This window comes from Alteromonas sp. MmMcT2-5, assembly GCF_022348315.1.
GTDB classification, from domain to species: domain Bacteria; phylum Pseudomonadota; class Gammaproteobacteria; order Enterobacterales; family Alteromonadaceae; genus Alteromonas; species Alteromonas macleodii.
This window is the reverse complement of the sequence record NZ_JAKRFB010000034.1, coordinates 34117-50068: the sequence shown is the minus strand read 5'-3', so window position 1 is coordinate 50068 and position 15952 is coordinate 34117. Positions and strand designations below refer to the sequence as shown.

The 15952-nt window shown below is 45.1% G+C and carries 14 protein-coding genes; 1 reads left to right on the top strand and 13 read right to left on the bottom strand.

Features of this window, described 5'->3' with window-relative positions; genetic code table 11:
- Nucleotides 1–116: 116 nt before the first annotated feature.
- From MHN09_RS14465 to MHN09_RS14435, 7 genes are all read right to left on the bottom strand, one after another.
- Entirely contained in the window at nucleotides 117–560 is a 444-nt protein-coding gene (locus tag MHN09_RS14465) for a helix-turn-helix domain-containing protein (RefSeq protein WP_014950967.1), read from the bottom strand.
- Nucleotides 561–569: 9 nt separating this feature from the next.
- Complete coding sequence (locus tag MHN09_RS14460) at nucleotides 570–911, bottom strand: DUF4258 domain-containing protein (protein WP_061096005.1); 342 nt, start codon at nucleotides 909–911, stop codon at nucleotides 570–572.
- A gap of 131 nt (nucleotides 912–1042) precedes the next feature.
- Nucleotides 1043–2044: a hypothetical protein gene (locus MHN09_RS14455; RefSeq protein ID WP_014977571.1), complete on the bottom strand. Its 1002-nt coding sequence runs from the start codon at nucleotides 2042–2044 to the stop codon at nucleotides 1043–1045.
- A 110-nt stretch (nucleotides 2045–2154) separates the two neighbouring features.
- Complete coding sequence (locus MHN09_RS14450; protein WP_014977570.1) at nucleotides 2155–2361, bottom strand: hypothetical protein; 207 nt, start codon at nucleotides 2359–2361, stop codon at nucleotides 2155–2157.
- Nucleotides 2362–2408: 47 nt separating this feature from the next.
- Nucleotides 2409–2720, bottom strand: coding sequence for a helix-turn-helix transcriptional regulator (locus MHN09_RS14445; protein WP_014950963.1), 312 nt, complete (start codon nucleotides 2718–2720; stop codon nucleotides 2409–2411).
- Nucleotides 2717–4984, bottom strand: coding sequence for a peptidase domain-containing ABC transporter (locus MHN09_RS14440; protein WP_239241197.1), 2268 nt, complete (start codon nucleotides 4982–4984; stop codon nucleotides 2717–2719). The genes MHN09_RS14445 and MHN09_RS14440 overlap by 4 nt, the downstream gene beginning before the upstream one ends.
- Nucleotides 4985–4986: 2 nt before the next feature.
- Entirely contained in the window at nucleotides 4987–6240 is a 1254-nt protein-coding gene (locus tag MHN09_RS14435; RefSeq protein ID WP_014977568.1) for an HlyD family efflux transporter periplasmic adaptor subunit, read from the bottom strand.
- A 418-nt stretch (nucleotides 6241–6658) separates the two neighbouring features.
- Here MHN09_RS14435 and MHN09_RS14430 point away from each other — a divergent pair, with 418 nt between their 5' ends.
- Nucleotides 6659–8203, top strand: a complete 1545-nt coding sequence (locus MHN09_RS14430; protein ID WP_014977567.1) for a hydroxymethylglutaryl-CoA reductase — start codon at nucleotides 6659–6661, stop codon at nucleotides 8201–8203.
- A 38-nt stretch (nucleotides 8204–8241) separates the two neighbouring features.
- On the opposite strand, the gene MHN09_RS14425 is transcribed toward MHN09_RS14430, so the two are convergent.
- From MHN09_RS14425 to MHN09_RS14400, 6 genes are all read right to left on the bottom strand, one after another.
- Nucleotides 8242–9192, bottom strand: a complete 951-nt coding sequence (locus MHN09_RS14425; protein ID WP_239241195.1) for a VWA domain-containing protein — start codon at nucleotides 9190–9192, stop codon at nucleotides 8242–8244.
- Nucleotides 9192–10250: a vWA domain-containing protein gene (locus MHN09_RS14420; protein ID WP_014977565.1), complete on the bottom strand. Its 1059-nt coding sequence runs from the start codon at nucleotides 10248–10250 to the stop codon at nucleotides 9192–9194. Before MHN09_RS14420 ends, MHN09_RS14425 begins: the two co-directional genes overlap by 1 nt.
- Nucleotides 10251–10265: 15 nt before the next feature.
- The gene (locus MHN09_RS14415; protein ID WP_014977564.1) at nucleotides 10266–11036 is read right to left on the bottom strand and encodes a MotA/TolQ/ExbB proton channel family protein; all 771 of its coding nucleotides are present in this window, start codon (nucleotides 11034–11036) and stop codon (nucleotides 10266–10268) included.
- Between the two features lie 125 nt (nucleotides 11037–11161).
- Nucleotides 11162–13144 (bottom strand): SUMF1/EgtB/PvdO family nonheme iron enzyme, encoded by a 1983-nt coding sequence (locus tag MHN09_RS14410; protein WP_239241193.1) that lies wholly within the window; start codon nucleotides 13142–13144, stop codon nucleotides 11162–11164.
- Nucleotides 13145–13155: 11 nt separating this feature from the next.
- Entirely contained in the window at nucleotides 13156–14604 is a 1449-nt protein-coding gene (locus tag MHN09_RS14405; RefSeq protein WP_069945062.1) for a hypothetical protein, read from the bottom strand.
- Between the two features lie 77 nt (nucleotides 14605–14681).
- Nucleotides 14682–15938, bottom strand: a complete 1257-nt coding sequence (locus tag MHN09_RS14400) for a hypothetical protein (RefSeq protein WP_014950954.1) — start codon at nucleotides 15936–15938, stop codon at nucleotides 14682–14684.
- Nucleotides 15939–15952: the final 14 nt, after the last annotated feature.

The following is a 15952-nucleotide window of genomic DNA, read 5'->3' as shown; positions in this document are numbered from 1 at the left end:
ACATTAAAAAATCCGATACCAGAGACTGATATCGGATTTTGAAGCCTTAAAAAGATCGGTCAACCGATCATGAAAATTTTCTTAACTGATCGGCATTAGACGTTAAGTCGGCTTTTTTACCATTCTACTTTTTCCCAATGGTCTTCGACTTCTTCAAGACGAATTATTTTTGCAGCTTCTTCCGCTTGGGTATTTGCTAGTAAATCAAGAAAGTAACTTACGGGATTATTCTTCTCTTGGCTTTCCATGTATAAGGCTCTTAAGGCAGCATCTGTTGTCCGTGGAATTTTTGTTTGACCTTTCTCATAACGCGCAATGGTCTGTTCATCAACACCAAAACGATTCGCCAGCATTTTTTGAGAAACATTTAGTTCTACACGTAAGAATTTAAACTCATCATGAGCAAGAGGCTTGTTGGTATTAACAATTGTCTGTGCTATCGCACTATGAAGACCGTTCATATCGTCAATGCTTGTATATTCTTCACCGTCTACAACTTCAACGGTAACACCGTTTTTCAGGTATACATTTGATAACCCGCTTTCAGTGTAATGGTACATTTTACCCTCTCAACTTATCCATACAGTAATTAGAAATGACATTGGACTATCATGATGATTTTTAAGTGCAACAGTGAGTTCGATAACTTTGCCCGCAGCTAAACCTTTCAAATTAAATTTCCAGTCTCCAGAAATATCAAGATATGGCCCCTCTCTAAATACTGAGTGCTTACTTTTTAATAAAGTGATCACCTGACCTGTAGTGATTCCTCGCTCATGCATGCGCTGTTTAACATGTTTAGTCCACCGAATCCGGTGAGTATAGTTTTCTGCAAGGTCATTCATTATTTTTCTGGCAGTTTCCTCTGTAAGAGGGAATTCATTAATTCCTTGGGGATTGTGATTAGCCATGAATGCCTTTTGAAATTCATCCTATCATATTGATAGGTAGCTGGGGTATTGTCAATGATTGCGTAAAGGCTTCTAAACAATCGCAAATTTGTTTTGGAAACCCAATTAGCCTCTAAACGTCCTGCTTGCTACTACGAAGTCTTCACCAGCAGTGCTACCAATTTTTCTGTTATATCTAGACCGGTATCGTTCTCTACTTTTAGGAAGTAAGGGCTGGGGTTTGCCTCTAGAAAAAAGTATTTTCCCTTCGCACTTTTACGCCAGTCGATAGCACACCAGTGCATACCTAATGCTTTGCATATTTTGATAGCTAACTGCTTAACGTCGCTGGGGACTAGGATCACCGATACGCTCGCATTGTCGTCATTCCTGTAATCTAATTCACTTGAGTCGATTTGTACGCTGAGTACGTCATTGCCAAGCACATAGCTTCGTACATTCACGCCTGCAATATATTTTTGAAAGGTAACAGGGCGCTCACCTAAAAGCGCATTGAGTAACGGGCGCATGTTTGGTTGTTTATTCACAAACTGCGCAGTTCGACCGCCGCGTACGGGCTTGTAAATAACGTCTCGCATATTGTTACAAAACTGCGAAGCAACCTCGGGTGCATTGCCAACAAAGGTGTAGGGAATATGTGCTCCTAGTTTGCCAGCAATACGCGATTGATAAGGTTTACACTGGTGGCTTCGAACAGCGTCGATAGAGTTCACCCATTTAATGTCGCTATAGCTGAACCAGCAAAGTAGCGTACTTGCTCGCTCCTGCTCAACCCACCCTGCGTTTTCTAGCAAAGTAGATTCACCATCATGAGGTCTATCACCTTGTGTTTGAGCATCTGCACTGGCATCGTTTTTAGCATTATCACGAGGGGCTTTTAGCGGTATGCCAGGTAGGTACTCATGCCAATAAGCGGCCTGGGTATTCGAGAACGTAACTCTAGGTTGGTCGCAAAGTGAAGGCGAATTGAAATGAATTAGCCCGTCATCGAAGTCAGGGTCATAGCTGATCTTCCAAGTAGAACCAAAATGTTGCGTATTGGCGAAATAAAAGGGCGTGTTATTTTGGTGAAGTGCTTTGGCTATATGTTGAATTTGTGGGTCTTGCTCACTGCCTAGTAGTGCGACGTGCATTTGCGTTCCTTGCTAGCGTTTTAAGTGTTCATAGAATCTAGTAGCCCTTAAAGCAACACATGGGATACTGTCTAAACCGTATCCATGTGTTGACTTTGATAAGCGGTAAGTTACGACAAAATATCAGGTAGTTTGCCGCCGCCTTCACCAATAGCCATGGTTATGTAAACGGGCTCTTTAGGTGTTGGACCGACTACCGGCACACTTTCACTTAGGCGAGCTCGTAGTCCGCCGGATACCTCAAATAGCTGAGATTCAGCAACGGTAGCAAGCTTAGTATTTGCTGGTTGGTTCTGAGTTAATGGATGGTTTTTCATAATGTACGCTCCTTGTAGTGGCGTGGTGAGTAATGAAGTGGACACGCTTACAGCGAAGCCACTTCTTGGTAAAGGGTTCTAAAACAGCAGGCAATAAGCACAGAACGGTTGCTAATGTTGAGCTTTTTGTAAATGTTGGCGCAGTGAAATTTGACGGTCCTTTCACTGATGAATAGCTCTGAGGCAATAACCTTATTTGAGCGTCCTTCCATTATTTTGTGTGCAACTTGTAGTTCGCGTTTTGATAAACAGTCAATGGGGATAACGCTGTTCCGGGCGGTAATGCCGTTCGCATCTATTTGCATGCGTTCAGCTGCTGTCATCAATACTGCGGGTTCTCTGATTTCATGTGTTTTCATAGTGTTTCTCCGTGTTTACCTGATGTTGCGCTTCCTGTTACTTCAGTGGGAGGGCATAGATGTAAGTTGCCGTTTTCCAGACGATAAACCTTGTCTGCCATGGCAATTGATTGAGGCCGATGTGCCACAATAATTCGCGTCATATTTAGAGACTTAAGGTGATGATTTATCTGAGCCTCGTTTTCCATATCTAGGTGACTGCTTGCTTCGTCTAAAAATAAAATGTCTGGCTCTTGGTAAAGCGCTCTTGCTAGAAGCAGGCGCTGTTTTTGACCACCACTTAAGCTGCTACCCATATCACCGACCAAGGAGTGGTATTGCATAGGCATTTGCATGATTTCTTCATGGATACAGGCAAGCTGAGCGACGTAAACCATTTTCTTGAGGTCGGGAGCTTCTTCAAAACAACAGATATTTTGCGCGATGGTGCCGCTTAAACAGGTATCCTCCTGAAGCACTGACGCGATGACTGGGTTTGTAGAGCTTGGGTGTTCGATATTGCCTTCTGAAACAGGGTACAGTCCCATCAGGCACTTAAGCATTGTGCTTTTTCCACAGCCGCTATCGCCTGTGATTGCGACGATCTCTCCGCTATGTACCGAGAACATTAGATTTTTAAACACCCACGCATTGGTTTCACTGTAGCGATAACTGAGCGCCGTCGCTTTAAGCGCTACAGGGCGAGTTTTGGCATCAAGAAGCGAGGGCGTACTTGCGCCATCAGGTGTTAAAACGTTAGGTGCAAGTGAGTTGGACGTGGATGAGTTGGGGACGTCTGCATTGCTAAAATGAACGTTTTGTTTTTCAAATGTATCGTCCTTAGTTTTTAACGACAGAGGCTTCTGCTGTGATGGTGTAAGTAAAATGTCGCTTAAGCGGTTGAAGTGAACACCTAACATACTAAGCTCAATCAGCTTGTTAACTACGCCATCTAATGCGCTGACAAAGCGAGCTTTGTACGCCATAAATGCCAGCAGCATCCCTATCGAAAGGGTTCCTTCCATAACCAGGCTGGCACCAATATACACAACGACCAAATTTTCAGCGCCAAACAATAGCTGATTGGTCAGTGCGCTGCCTATGCTGATTTTTCCAAGAGTGATGTCTTTGTTTAGCGTGGCGACAAGCTTGTTTTGCCACTGCCCGTGGCGCTGTACTTCTTGGCTGTATACGCGAATAGGTAGGATAGCGCGTACGCTTTCCATAAAGTGACTTTGTTCTAATGCTGCAAGCGCAATGCGTTCAGTTGTAAGACGTTTAATAAACGGCAGCAGTCCAAGACGAACGGCGAGGTAGGCAAGCATGATCGCCACTACAACCAGAGTGAGTTTGGGCGAATATAAAATCATTACTGCTAGTGTGATCACTGCCATGAGCCCGTCTAACAGCGCAGTAACCAGGCCGGTGGTTAGGAACTCACGAATACTCGCCAGTGAGCCAAAGCGGGATACCACATCGCCAATATGTCGCTTGTCGAAGTAGTCCAAGGGAAGCGATAATAAGTGCTTAAATACCGACGCCGACATTTGAAGCTGAAGGCGAGACGACACCGACAGAATAACGAACTTTCTTATCCCGCTAGTAAAAGTTTCTATTATTAGTAGCAGGGCAAACCCTATTGCCAGCGCTTTCAGTAATGCATCGTTGTTGTAAATCAATACATCATCTACGACTGTTTGCATGTAATAGGGTGAAGCAAGTGCAAATAACTGCAACACAATCGATAACGCAAAAAGGGTTAGAAGATTGCGCTTAAACCCTGTTGTTCGAGTGAAGAATTGACTAAGACCCAAACGTGGCGCGGACTTCTTGGGACTAAATGTGTCGCTAGGCGTGACTTCAAGTGCAATACCGGTAATGTACTTCGACGCCTCAGAATAAGTGAGTTTTCTTTCTCCAAGCGCGGGGTCGTGAATGGTAAGGGTTTTTCCTTTCACTTTAGTTAACACAACAAAGTGATTCATGTTCCAATGTAGAATTGCAGGGCAAGATAATTGCGCTAAGTGCTCCATTTCTATCTTGATGGCGCGGGTTTGGAAACCCAAATCACTTGCAATGCGCATTACGTCTTTTAACGTAGTGCCTCGTAGCGACACAGACACAGTCTGACGTAGAGCATTTAGATCACGTTTATCAGAATAGTACTGCGCAATCATAGTCATACAAGCAAGTCCACACTCAGCTGCTTCGCTTTGCAGTACAACGGGCACACGCTTTTTTGTATAAAGGATTTGCGTTGAAAGTGGGTGTGTAATGTTCATCATGATTACAGCTTCCCAGTAATGCTATACAGTGGTTCCATTAACCACTCCATCAACGTACGTTGACTTAAATCTACGTCTGCAGAAAATGTCATCCCAGCTTTCAGTGAAATATTGTTTCCATAAGCCAATATTTCTTTTGTATTTAGCGTTGCAGTAACAAGATAAGCGGGTTCACTAATAGAAATAGGGATGTCGGTAAGCTCACCAGGTAGCACCAACGAAGGTGAAATGTTCACTATCTCGCCTGACTGCACACCAAATTTTTGATAAGGAAATGCGTCGTATCGAATATGCAGGGCTTGGCCTTTGCGTAAAAATCCAGCAGACCGCACGGGAACTGCAATACGCGCTTGAATGTCAGCATTTTTAGGCAGTAAGGTAAGAAGCGGGCGAGAGCTATCGATGGTATATCCCGCCTTTACTTGAAGGCCGGATATCACGCCATTGTGAGGCGCATAAATCGTTTCTTCTGCGTTACTCTTGTGACTTACTATTTGCTGCGTGAGATCGCTCAAGGTGTTCTCCACGTTTGCCATTTCATTGGCCTGCTGTTGAGGCAAAGTGGCAAGTTCATGGTGGAGAGCAGCGATATTCGCCTTTTCGTCATTTTGGTCTTTTTGGGCCAACGTAAGCTGTTGTTCGGCGGTCAATCTTTGTAGCGTATGGTTTTCATAGTCTGCTTGGCTAATGTGCCCTTGATTAAGTAAGGTTTGCGCTTTCTCCCACTGCTTTAGTGCTAGTGCCCACTGGGTTTGCGACAATTCAACGATGGCGTCTAAAGCCGTTAATGCCCGTTTGGCTTGGCTTAGTTGTTCTTCTAAGCCTTGTCGCTGCGCTCTATGCAACACATCAAGACGTTGAATACTTTGACGTGTTCGATGCTGCTTTGCTTCAAGCTCAGCGAGCAACTGCGTGCTAACTTTATTACCTGATGCATCATCGCTACTGTAGTTGATCTTAATTAGCGGCGCGCCCTTACTCACTAATTGACCTTCACTGACCAATACATCAAGCACTTTGCCGCGCCTTGCATCCGCATAGAGCTTAAAAACGCCATGACTGGGTTCCAGCCATCCACTCACTGATGCCTTTCGTGCGTAGCTTCCCGTATTTAGATAAATAATCACTGCCAAAATCCAGACCACAAGCAGGCCAGCTATTGCAGAATAAACAGGTTTTGGGGTCATTAAAAAACGTCCATCAACAGCATTTGATTGCTCATCAATGACTTCCTTTCTAAACAGTCCTGTTCTCATCTCCATTCCTTTTTTGTTTATGCATTTGCGTTGCAGTGCTTATCTAACTTTGTTTGGGTCACGTTAAAGGTATCTGGCCGCCACTTCCGTTTAGGCTTTTTCTCCTTGGCATCACAGTCCTTGACGCCTCCGTTTTGTTACTACCAGATACCTTGTGGTCAACATTACTGCGGTGACGGTGTTCACTTTAGGTGGGTTGGGAACTTGATGAATTACTGCTAAGGTCTATATTTCAGTAGCACACGGTTTCACTGGTGTTGGCGCATTTTTGAAAGCGGCTGGCTCAAATTTAGAAGTGATTCAGACACAAATAATTGCCAGTAAAATACAAAGAAGTCATAGAGCTGTATAAAGAATGTGCTATAAAAAACAAAGGAATATGAAAATAACACGGTAAAAACACACAGAAGGAAGCCTCATGTTTGTGCCCAGCATACTTTTAAAGCAACTCTATACACGCGCAAGTCTTACGAAGACAGATAAAGGCTTATCTTTTTCTCTGAAAAACAGATTGAAAGACGCAACCATTAAAGAAGTAAAGTGGATATCTCTTGATGGCGAAAAAATTCCAGAGCATAAAATTTCACTCCAGTTAACTCCCGACTCCAGTATTTCCATAGAAGCATTAAATAAATCAGACGGAGAGCCCTTTGGCTTGCGTCAAACCATTACCGTGCATTTAGATATTGATGAAGCGCCGTGCCCAGAAAAGCGAAAACTGGGTATTTGCTTTTCTGCTTCGCCTTTTGGAAAGCTTAAATTTGAAGTGGAAGACAATATTACTGCGCCAGGACAACGCAGCGCTTTTATTCCTCGTGACGACATGGATGACTACGGCGAAAGTATTATAAAAACACGCCAAGAATATTTCGAAAGCGCCACCGGAAAGAAAATTGATCACGTAGGTAAGTACTCAATCGACCCACAAGCGCTTAAGGGGAATATTGAGCATTTTATTGGCGTGGCGCAGGTTCCTATTGGTATTGCAGGGCCGTTGAAGATAAACGGAGAGCATGCACAAGGGGAGTTTGTCGTGCCGTTAGCGACTACCGAAGGTACGCTGGTGGCATCGTACAACCGAGGCATGAAGCTGCTTAACATGAGCGGTGGCGTAACGGCAACGGTCGTCGACGATGCTATGCAGCGAGCCCCTGTATTTATTTTTGAAAATGCACGAGGTGCCAGAGATTTCGTTAAATGGATTAAAGCAAACTTTGAAAAGATTAAGGAAGAAGCAGAAGCGACCTCAAGTATTGCTAAGCTGACGTATATCGACCATTTCCTATCGAACAAATTTGCGTTTTTGCGTTTTAACTTTAAGACCGGTGACGCAGCGGGTCAAAACATGGTTGGCCGTGCTACCTTCGCAGCATGCGGGTGGATACTTGATCATTATGAGGGGATAGAGAATTTCTACCTTGAGTCTAACTTTGCTACAGACAAAAAGGCCTCTCAAATAAATATTATGCGTACCCGTGGTAAACGGGTGACAGCTGAAGCCACTATTAAACGCGAACATTTATTAGAAGTAATGCGCGTAGACCCCAAACAGATAGATTATCACGGCCGTGTAGCTGGCGTAGGATCTTTCTTGTCTGGTGTGAATAACACGGGTCTGCATTCACCAAACGGTATTACTGCTATGTTTATCGCCACAGGGCAGGATGTTGCAAACGTATCTGAATCGTCGGCGGCAATGATGTATTCAGAATTAACAGACGACGGTGACCTGTACGTGTCTATTACCATTCCATCGCTCATCGTAGCGACGTATGGCGGTGGTACAGGAATAGGTACACAGCGCGAGTGCTTAGAGTTGCTGGATTGCTACGGGCGAGATCGCGTGTATAAATTTGCAGAAATTGTGGCGTCTGTGGTGTTGGCTGGAGAGATATCACTAGCATCAGCCATTAGTTCGTCAGACTGGGTGTCGTCACACGAACAGTATGGCCGAAACAGATAAAACCTTGGCCAACGAGGCGATTCATCGGCCAATAGAGACTAAAAATATTGGCCGATGAAAGCGCCGCGGTTTCGCTTCGCCACCGCCTGCATAAATGCACTGAAGCGCTGTGCGTTTCCATTACTTCGGCTAAAGCCTACGCCGTGTATACGAATAACAGGCTGTCCATTGGCACCCTGGTTAGCTTGGGTAATCTGACTTACAACCTGATCTAAATTCGGCCTTTGATAATCATCACCAAACACGTAAAGACTCACGCGCCCCTTGGTGTTTTTATACAGCTTGATGGCTTTAAGGATCCCCGCTTCAGGCTGACTCGCCCCTCCTTTAAAGCTCTTCATTTGGCTCATTGCGGTATCTCTCATTGTTTGTCTGTCATCTAGCCATTGCCCAGCTCTACTGGAAAACATAAAGCTTCCGTCAGCAGACATAATCTGAAAACCTTTCATTTTAGGATGGTTTTTTAAAATGTCGTTTACGATGGTGATCACGCGATTCCAACCACTGCCAGAGGACATGGAACCCGAGTTATCGATAGCAAAAATAACGTACTCAGCATCGGTGGGAATTCCACCAACATCATCGTCAGGGGTATCTGTCGGATTCGGCGTATTTAACATAGCGGTTGCTTGGCGTATTTCGTTACGCAGCGACGAAGCTTTGTCTTTCAGTTGATTAATGGTTTGTTGTGCGCGTGGTATCGATGAGTCTAAATTGTCTTTCTGTTCCGTGACGGAAGCCGTTTTGCTTTGTGCTGCTTTCAGTTCTTGTTGCTTATCTGACAGTGCGCCTTTGAGCGTTTCCACATCAACTTGAGCCTGTAATACCTGGTCAATAAGAACGCTTACGTTACTAGGGCCGCGCTCGGTGTCTTCAGTACCGTTTTTGGCCAGAAGCACCAGCATAACTACGGCGCCGAAAGCACAGGAAATTATGTCGAGAAAGGCAATGTTGAATACCTCAACGGGGGCTCGTTGAATTTTGCGCATTAAGGCCACTCCGGAGCAGGTGATAGGAAAGTGCCGCTTGTTGCGCGGGTCCATTCCCAGTACATAGGTGAAGCAAAAGGATCGCCCTCAATGGGCAGCAAAATCACATTGTAATGCACGCCTTTCTTAGCGCGCTTAACGGTTTCAACAAATAAGGTCTTACGGCAATCTGATGAAATTGACTTTTTACTACTAATGAAGCTTTTGCAGCTCATAGGTAGTCCGTCACCCAAGGTAGGAAGGCCATCGGTGACAATATACACATCGGTGATGTTTGGGTTAGCTTTAAATAAAATGCTTAAACCTTCTTGAAGATTTGTTCCTCCATTGGGGACGACAGCACCGAGGTCTTTAACTATTGCGTTCATCGAACCGCTGACTTTGGCACTATTTACATCACGAAGGCCTAGTGTGGTAGCGGTGTCTGAAAAAGTCACTACGGTGACTCTTGATTCTAAAGGGACTCGCGCGAGCATCCATTGGGCTACCCGTTTGGTGCGTATCCACTTCGGCGTAGAGACCTTCTGGCTATCACTCAACGCTAACTTGCCTAAAATATCCACCAAGTTGTCGCCCATCATTGACGCACTTTTGTCAATTAGCAGACCTATTTCCGGGCCCTCTATTTTCATGCCAGTGATGTAGTTCTGTTCGCCGGTACCTTGCATTTGAATGTTGGCTGACTTTTCTACTTCTTTAGACAATGCGGCTAGCTGGTTTTCAAGATCAGCCACTACTGCCATTTCTGTAGAGATATCTTGCAGTAGTTTTGACTGGTCTTGCGTTGTATCTGCTTGCGCTTGCTGAGCATCGTCTTGCTTCGCTGACTCAAGGGCAATTTTATCGTTTAATTCGTCAATCGACTTTTTGAGTTTTTGTTGTTCTTGCTCTGCGGCGGCGAGTTCCTGCTCTAATTTTTCTTTCTCTTCAGTTGGTGTAGGTGTAAACGCTTTAAAGTCGACCAGAATGAAAATAAGAATAACCGCGCCAAGGCCACAGGCCATAACGTCTAAAAACGCCAGGTTAAATCCGTCTTCGGCTTTACGCACTTTAGGCATTACTGTCTCGCCTAATTAGTTGTGAAGGTGTGACAGAAGGTGGTGTTCACAAGACTCTTGTGTGCGAATTACCATAGTGTCTTGGCGACCATTTAACAGGTGCATTAACAACATTAATATAAGCGATATAAAAAGCGCGACGAGCGTAGAGTTGAACGCAACGCCCAGCGAAGCCGTCATTCCCGCGATATCACCATCTAGGGCTGCGTCTGCTTGCGCAAGGGCTGCGCCAATACCGCGAACAGTGCCAACGAAACCAATCGAAGGAATAGCCCAGATTATGTAGCGAATCACGTTATTACCACTTTCAAGCTGGGCAGCAATATTTTCTACCGAAGCGTGGATTGCATCGGCAGCATGCTGCACGTTCTGTGTGTTTTTAAAGCGTCTAATGCAGTTTATCCACGTGCTGTATGCGGGGGTGTCGCTATAAGATGAAGACGAAAGCTCATCTAACGCTTTATCTACATTTAGTGGCGTATCTTTGTTGTGCTCAGGCAGTAAGTCTCGTGAGTAAATCTCTTCTTCATCCAGCAGCTTCCAAAGTTTGTAAACCATTAGGAAAATGCAAAACAGCATCAGCGAGATACAAACCTGTTGCTCGATATCTTTAAGAATAACCCAGAAAGAGGATAGGGACGCTGTGCCAGCCGTTGCCATGACTTTTTCGGCCGCGGGGCGAATGACACCGGCAAATAGGAAATGTACCAAGGCAAATATAAATAGAAAGACCCCGCCACTTACAAGAAAGCTGGGGTTCATTGACAACGTATTCTCTTTATTCATCATCATTCCTTGATAGTTAAATGTTAGTTGGAAAGTCTTGCGGCGAATCTAACGATACAAAGTACGCACTTGCGGTGCCCGCAATGGCCAACAATACTGCAGCAATGATCAGTTTCTTTTTCATATTAATTCTCGTATCTCGCTATGCGAAAGCCTATATCGTCAGCAGGTTCAGTCTCACCGCTGCGCGCGCTTGCGCGAATATTTTTAAGCCGACCCGTTTGAAACGACGCGCCTTTTACTACGTGTTTACCTTGTCCAACAGGGCCTAGGTAGTCGTCAAAAGTACCAGACTGGTTTGATGGTGAATTCTGGTAAACATCGTGGACCCACTCACGCACATTGCCATCTAAATCGTAGAATCCACCGCGTTCAGCTTTGAACGAACCAACAGGGGCTTTGTCGACAAATCCGTCATCGTAGTCTTTTAAAATGAAGGTCTGTTTCCCACTTAGCGATGCATCAGCGAAGTTACCTTGTTTATCGCGAAGCCTAAACTGATTACCCCAAACAAAGATTGTTGGTGATGCTCGGCGATTCATTTTTGCAACGAATTCCCACTCGGCTTCCGTAGGTAAACGATAGCCTTTCGAGGTTTTATCAATACCCGTTACTCTGCCATTTTGAACAACATAAAACGGTGTTAGTCCTTCCTTCTCGCTTAGCCAATTTGTAAACGCAACCGCATCACTCCACGAAACATTCGTGATCGGTAGCTTGCTGCTAGGCCCTTTCCCTGCGAACGCGGCGAACTGCGCCTGAGTAACCTCGTGATTAGACATCCAGAATTTACGCGAAAAAGATACGTCTCTTTGCGTTTCATTGCGCTGGCGATCCTTTTCGTTTGCAGGAGAGCCCATAGTGAAGGCTTTGGGTGTAACAAGCGAAAGTTGAATACCCAGTGTATTTGCAAAAAGCGGCTTACCTTCACGCCGTCTTGCTTCAAACTCTGTAAGCATATCAGCGTGCACTTTCACCGGCTTGTTTGCGCTAGGTGTAATAGTCTTGGTAACACTGCGATATCCTTCACGTTCGAATGTTACTGTGTGCGGTAAAGCTTGAAGCGTTAAATTAAGCGGCGTTTGACCTTTAGGTGAACCGTCGATGAAAACTTTTGCACTTAACGACGCGCTTATATTCACTTGTCCTCGCTCTTCTTGAAGGTTGAAGGTAAGCGCTTTGTTCTCGCCGGGAGCTAGCGTGATCCGCTGGCTTTGTGAAATGAATCCGGTTTTTTCATACTTGACGATATGTGGCGTATTCGCATCCACACGAGATTTTGTATCAGTCGGTTTATTATTTACTGTAAGTACGCCGCCTTGAGGGTCTGTCGAAACTGTTATCTGTGCTTGAAGGGGTTGAAGGTTATAGTTTCTTGTCGGGTTAGGGCGTTGGCTAGTGACTTCAATGGTGTCTTCCAATGGCTCTAGCCCTGACTTCGTCACGACAATTTCGTACTTACCGCCATTCATATTAATAGAAAGTGGCGTGACACCCATATCTTTACCGTCAAGGGAAACATTGGCACCAGAAGGGCTTGAGTTTATGCTAATTGCGCCCTTAACTGGAGAAAGTGAAATAACTTGTTCAATTTCCTGCGCGATATCTGCATCAAATTGGATCTCACCCGTTTCATAATGCGGATGACTGGCGCTCGCTCTGTAGCTGCCCTTTTTTAATTCCGTTACGTAGGTTCTCGATACCGCTACTTTCTCAGCGTTTAAATGCCAGGTTATTTCACTCAACGAAGGGGAGGTTGATAGGGTGACTTTTGCCGGTAAAGGAACGAGCGTAACATTAATAGTGCTTGGCGAGTTGTTGTTAATAACAACCGTGGCGTCTTGATATTTTGGGGCCGAAACCTGGACTTTGGCATGGCTACCAAACACGTAAAGCTTGTCACTGATGAACATCGCACTACCACTTAAAACAGCAAATTGCGGATTTTGTGCTGCACGTTCTGGAGAAACCGCAAAGGCATAACCTTTGGTTAGAAACAGCCAGCCAAAATAAACAACGAGAACGGCGGCCAGTCCTATTAATGAAGCTATAGCAACGCCCTTTCTTCGCTTCTTTCCTTTGGCAATGGCGTCATCAATACTGCTCACTAGATAGGTCCTTATACTTTTTCAGTACATACAACATGTACTGATAGGTTGGTGTCTGACGGTGAAACAACAATCTCTTGAATGGTTGAGCGATAACCTTCGCGGCTCCCTTCAATGCGATATGTACCAGGTTTCAGCTGAATGGTTTTTGTTTTTACTTCCCCCACGAGGCCTACTCCAAGTACCTTAATATAGGTATCGTTATCCGACGTTATTGTTACGGAACGGGGCTGATTGATATTGTCGATCACTTGCTCAAGTGAAGATATTTGGGCACGCAGTTTTGCGCTCTTTTCTGCATGTGAACCTGCTCGCGCAATGTCTTGCAGGGCTAGATTTCTGACGTTGTTATCCGATAAACGTTCTGGCCGCCTTTGGTAAGCGCTCAAGCTTTTTTCTGCATCGAGTATGGCTTCGGCATTTTGTTTTGCCTCAAGTAAAGCAGGGCTGGCTGGAAAGCTAGCGAGGCCTTTATTAGCTAGCAGCTTTACGGTTTGCCATTCATCTGCGCTGACAAACAAGGCGACTTGATTTTCAATTTTCTGCTGCTCTTGTGAAGCAATTAAAGACGCGAGCTTTTTACTAATGGTGGCAAGCTCACTGCTTGAAGCTTTTAGACTTTTGGCGTCATTGAGGAATTCTGCGGCAGCAGGGTAGTCACCTTGCTCGATAGCTCGATTTGCCTGAGCTAGCAGCGTATCAAATCGGCTGTCTTGCAATTGCCGGTTAATAGCATCAAGTGCTTGCTGTGCGTCTTTACGGGCAGGATCTAACTGTACTATTTTTGCGTACGCTTCGCGCTGTTTGCTGATGTTGTTCTCGACCTTACCAATGCGCGCCTGCTCGTAGGCGTCTTGCACCTCGTCAAATACATCAATGCGTTGCTGCAAAATGTTAGCTTTTTCGAAATCAGGGTTTATCGTTAACGACGTTTTGTTTAGGTTAAACGCGCTTGAAACATTCCCGTTATTGAAGGCAAGGAGGGCGTCTTCATAAGGTTGAGTATAGGCGTTTTCGTAGTCAGTATTTATTGTGTCAACTGAGCTCTTTATATCATCCAGTGCATTTATAACTGCGCTGTAGTTGGACGCGCCATATTCATTAAACGCAGTATTCAACTTGCGCTCAACTTCACTCGCTTTTTCTAAGAACATCTGGGAGTGTGAAACGCGACTAACCAAGTCGTTTACACTTTGTTTTGACTCGCTAAGCGCCATTTGAAGGGCTTTTCGTTCTTCTGCATTAACTTCCACAGCGGGTGTAGCTTTTGCGGTTTGGGGTACTGCCGTCGTGTCATCCGTGGCGTCCGTAACGTTCGATGTGACAGTAGGCATATATGAGATAAGGAGCACGCCTGCGACGCCTATCAACATGACCAGTGAAAAACCGAGCAGTGACTTTTTTATGAGTGCCTTTTTCTTTGCTCTGCTTTGCTCTATTTGTTGCTCAACGCTTGGCATGCGTAACCCTTTACTCTCTAACTTAACAATAGAATAGATATCTTATTTAATGGTTTTGATAACACCAACGACTGGGCTTATAGCGCAGTCATTGGTGTGGATTCCATGTCATAGATATCTTTAAGGCGAGCGCGAAGCTGGTAGTATTGTTCGCTTGCTGTGCCTTGAAGCTCAATTCGTTGATTGTCTATTTCAACAATTTGATCGGCTACCTGAATATCAAGGTTTTGACCCATTTCATCGAATAGATCCCGTTGGGCGTGAAGCTCTTTGTTAGTTTTGATTGCTTCGCTCAGTGTACCAATTGCGGCAATACCAGCACCTGCAGCGGCTACTTGACCAGCCGTTGAGCTAGAGTTAGAGCCTAAAAGCACTGACGCGACTGCGAATAACCCTGCCGTGACTTGTTGTGTGGTGCGCTCTGCTTCAAGTTCTCTGATTTTCTTGGCTTCAGGAAGTGTCTCTTTCTGGTACTTACGGTATGGCTCTTCAGTGGTTACCCAAAAAGAATCATAGGTTTCTTGAAGGCTATCTATAAATTGTTCATCTTTTGCCTGTATGGCGCGCACGCGACGAAGCATTGGATCGCTATCTGAAGGCGCACTTACTAGCTCAATCTCACCTCTTCTGCCTTGAGTAAGGTATTGGCTAAACGACTCAGGGCTATACATTTGTGCGTAGCGCAGGTCTGACACCATTTGCACTTCTTGCTTGTAGGCATCGGATTTCTTTATAAGCAAATCATAAACGAATTTTGCAATTTGCTCGAAAACTGGGCCGTTAGGGTTTTCGCCGCGAGACATGGCATCGCGATACCAGCCTTCACTTACGCGGTATTCAAATTCTTCTTCACCCCATACTGTGTTTTTAGCGTCCATCACTTTCACGCCAATTTCTACAGTTTCAGTATCTGAGTAATTAATTTTGCCCAGCACGTAAACATCGGCAAGTGCAGAAGCATCTGGCGTTACGTTAATGCTGCCGAAAGATTTGGTTTCACCTAGGGCTTCTTTGGTTGCTATCGCAAAGCGGTTAGCTTCTAAGCGACGCACTTGAGGCCAAATCCCTTCCTCTTCTATTTCATCGTAATCGATAGTGCCATCACGTTCTGTAGGAAAGCCCGGGTCAAACACAGGTATGGCAACATCCATATAAATTTCGGAGTTGTAGTTGTAGGTATTTTTTTGCGCGCCTAACGCCTGACCGCCCCCTGGGCCTACCATAGATGGTCCTACACTGGTGACATTAGTCTGCGTTGAGCCACATCCGCTCAAGAGTATAAACGATGCTGTTGCGACCACGGTAAACAGGGCCTTGGGTTTAAATGAAGACATATCCTTTCCTTCCT

Excerpts from the sequence above, each read along its gene's own strand:
- MHN09_RS14465 (WP_014950967.1), bottom strand. The coding sequence starts at position 560 with ATGTACCATTACACTGAAAGCGGGTTATCAAATGTATACCTGAAAAAC.
- MHN09_RS14460 (WP_061096005.1), bottom strand. The coding sequence starts at position 911 with ATGGCTAATCACAATCCCCAAGGAATTAATGAATTCCCTCTTACAGAG.
- MHN09_RS14455 (WP_014977571.1), bottom strand. The coding sequence starts at position 2,044 with ATGCACGTCGCACTACTAGGCAGTGAGCAAGACCCACAAATTCAACAT.
- MHN09_RS14450 (WP_014977570.1), bottom strand. The coding sequence starts at position 2,361 with ATGAAAAACCATCCATTAACTCAGAACCAACCAGCAAATACTAAGCTT.
- MHN09_RS14445 (WP_014950963.1), bottom strand. The coding sequence starts at position 2,720 with ATGAAAACACATGAAATCAGAGAACCCGCAGTATTGATGACAGCAGCT.
- MHN09_RS14440 (WP_239241197.1), bottom strand. The coding sequence starts at position 4,984 with ATGATGAACATTACACACCCACTTTCAACGCAAATCCTTTATACAAAA.
- MHN09_RS14435 (WP_014977568.1), bottom strand. The coding sequence starts at position 6,240 with ATGAGAACAGGACTGTTTAGAAAGGAAGTCATTGATGAGCAATCAAAT.
- MHN09_RS14430 (WP_014977567.1), top strand. The coding sequence starts at position 6,659 with ATGTTTGTGCCCAGCATACTTTTAAAGCAACTCTATACACGCGCAAGT.
- MHN09_RS14425 (WP_239241195.1), bottom strand. The coding sequence starts at position 9,192 with ATGCGCAAAATTCAACGAGCCCCCGTTGAGGTATTCAACATTGCCTTT.
- MHN09_RS14420 (WP_014977565.1), bottom strand. The coding sequence starts at position 10,250 with ATGCCTAAAGTGCGTAAAGCCGAAGACGGATTTAACCTGGCGTTTTTA.
- MHN09_RS14415 (WP_014977564.1), bottom strand. The coding sequence starts at position 11,036 with ATGAATAAAGAGAATACGTTGTCAATGAACCCCAGCTTTCTTGTAAGT.
- MHN09_RS14405 (WP_069945062.1), bottom strand. The coding sequence starts at position 14,604 with ATGCCAAGCGTTGAGCAACAAATAGAGCAAAGCAGAGCAAAGAAAAAG.
- MHN09_RS14400 (WP_014950954.1), bottom strand. The coding sequence starts at position 15,938 with ATGTCTTCATTTAAACCCAAGGCCCTGTTTACCGTGGTCGCAACAGCA.